Origin of the sequence: Balnearium lithotrophicum (assembly GCF_900182585.1) — a bacterium.
In the GTDB taxonomy this organism is placed as follows: domain Bacteria; phylum Aquificota; class Aquificia; order Desulfurobacteriales; family Desulfurobacteriaceae; genus Balnearium; species Balnearium lithotrophicum.
Genome location: NZ_FXTM01000045.1, coordinates 1 through 2,143 on the forward strand (window position 1 = coordinate 1; position 2,143 = coordinate 2,143).

Genomic DNA, 2,143 nt, shown 5'->3' on the forward strand with positions numbered 1-2,143 from the left:
ATCTGAGGTTGTCTTACTCTGTGGGGTCTTTTGTTTCTGTCTTTGAGGCCTTCTAAACCGTACTTTTTGTATCTATTTTTCCATTTGTAGAAGGTGGTTGGACTTATTCCGAAGTATCTGCAGGTTAGTCTTGCATTTTGGTGTTTTTCGTAATGTTGAATCCATTTAAGTCTTTTTCTCACGTTTGGGTCTTTTGTTAGGTCGAGTTTTGTTTTTATTTTCGTTCCTCTTTTGATTGTTTTTTTGAAGGGTGTATTTGATATGTGCAGGGATGTTCCTTTGAATTTCTTTAATTGTTTCATTGGTGGACACCTCCTTTTGTTGGAGTTCAAATCTTATTTTAGGGTGTCCACCTTCTTTCTGAACTTCAACATCTGCAAGAGGCACTGAAAGAGCTTGAAAGGGAAAACGAGGAAAGAGCGGAGGAACTCCTCACCAAATACTGCGACGAGCTCCTGAAAGATGAAGGAGTGAAGGTTGTGATTGACAACAAAACGGGTCAGTCAATTCCAGTTGAAGCTAAAACTCCAGAAGAAGCCCTCGCCGAAGCTCTCCAGAAACTCACACCGGGAGTAAAAACGATAGTTTGGGAGGACAAAGAATGCTAATTGCTAAACCGTGCCACAACTCGGAAGAAATTGCCGACTTCATAAATGCCTACGGGGAGTTTTTAGAAGGATGGGGAATAGTAGAGGGGACAAATCCCCCTGTAATCGTTCTCTACGTGAAAGAAGGTAAGGAGGAAGAGGTAAAAGAACTTTTAGACGAGTTTGGGAGTATCGAAACTCTTAAAACTCAAAAGACTTGTGATGAATGTCCACAGGAACCTTTCAATTTCTCAGAGGCAGTTGATGAATACAGCAAGACCATAAGGGTTATCAACCTATTCCTTCGTCTTGCAGAGAAATCAAAGAAAAATGAAGAGGAAAAGAAAAACAAAGAGGAGGTGTAAAGATGGCAAAGGTAGTTAAGTACAGGATTTCTGAATTGGAAATTCCACAGGGACTACTTCCCAGAGTCATAACGGGAACGGTTGAAGAAAAGGTTAAGGAATATGCAGACCTTATGGAAAACGGGGTTGAATTTGACCCGATAAAGGTATGGGAAAGAAAGGACGGAAGAATCTGGGTAGTTGACGGAGTCCACAGGATAGAAGCAAGCAAGAGGATAGGAAAGGAATTCATAGAAGGAGAACCGCTACCGATAAAGGATGAGCTCCACTACCGTATGGAGGCAATCAGGCACAATCTCAAACACGGACTTGCATTAAGGCCAGAGGAGAGGAAGCTCTGTGCCCAACAGCTCTACCTTGCAGGAGTTGACCCTGTTGACATTCAGAGGCTCTTTGGAGTGAGCGACAGAACGATTAGAAGGTGGCTGTCAGACGTCAAGAAAGACAAGAAAGAGGAACTATTCCAGAAGGCCAAAGAGTTAAGGGAGCAGGGTTATACCTTTGAGGAAATATCTAAAGAGTTAGGAGTATCTCTTTTAACGGTCTATCGCTGGTTTAATAAGAATGATTCTCAACAATTTATCAAAACGGACACGATGGCCAAAATGAAAAATATTGATAACGATTCTCAACAACTTAATCCAAGCTACTCCAACACTATACATTCCGATTCTCCATCCGTCAAGGACATTTTAGACGACCCTGAGAGACTGATAGAGGAAGAAGAAAGAGAACTTTCCTCTGCCGACGACGACATTCCCGAATCCGTCAGGAGGTTTGAAGACCCAGAACTTAAAGCCCAAGTGGTCAGGCAGATTCAGAAAATCAAGGAGAAGGAGAGGAGGAAAAAGGAGGTCAGGCTCAAAGAGCCTGAGGAAATCAAGGCCGAAATATGGGAAAAACTCTACGACCCCCTTGCAGAGTATCAAGTTAGGTTCTGCGAGGGAATAGGTTGTTCTCGTTCAATACATGGTGGACACCCTGGAGTTTTTTAATATATTCCTCAAACTTCTCTACTGGAGTCTTATAACCAAGACCTTGATGAGGCCTAACGAAGTTGTAAAAGTTTAGATACCTAAATAACTTCCTGTTCATCTCATCAACTGTCGGCTCAGTCCCTTCTATCATCCACAGTTCCTTCTCCACCGTCTGTATGAACCTTTCAACATGTGCATTGGTCTTGGGAGACCT

5 protein-coding genes are annotated in these 2,143 nt (G+C 42.5%); 3 read left to right on the forward strand and 2 right to left on the reverse strand.

All coding sequences use genetic code 11. The features are described from left to right. A partial coding sequence (locus tag FN732_RS09455) for a helix-turn-helix domain-containing protein (RefSeq protein WP_142933554.1) occupies window positions 1–302 on the reverse strand: 302 nt, incomplete at its 3' end. A gap of 168 nt (window positions 303–470) precedes the next feature. Here FN732_RS09455 and FN732_RS09625 point away from each other — a divergent pair. The 3 genes from FN732_RS09625 to FN732_RS09465 are packed head-to-tail and all read left to right on the forward strand — an operon-like array spanning window position 471 to window position 1,947. Next, window positions 471–608, forward strand: a complete 138-nt coding sequence (locus tag FN732_RS09625; protein WP_185954316.1) for a hypothetical protein — start codon at window positions 471–473, stop codon at window positions 606–608. Continuing rightward, the gene (locus FN732_RS09460; protein WP_142936288.1) at window positions 602–952 is read left to right on the forward strand and encodes a hypothetical protein; all 351 of its coding nucleotides are present in this window, start codon (window positions 602–604) and stop codon (window positions 950–952) included. Before FN732_RS09625 ends, FN732_RS09460 begins: the two co-directional genes overlap by 7 nt. 2 nt (window positions 953–954) lie before the next feature. Next, window positions 955–1,947: a helix-turn-helix domain-containing protein gene (locus FN732_RS09465; RefSeq protein ID WP_142936289.1), complete on the forward strand. Its 993-nt coding sequence runs from the start codon at window positions 955–957 to the stop codon at window positions 1,945–1,947. Here the strand turns inward: FN732_RS09465 and FN732_RS09470 are convergent. After that, on the reverse strand, window positions 1,883–2,143 hold a 261-nt coding region (locus tag FN732_RS09470), incomplete at its 5' end, for an integrase core domain-containing protein (RefSeq protein ID WP_142936290.1). The genes FN732_RS09465 and FN732_RS09470 overlap by 65 nt on opposite strands.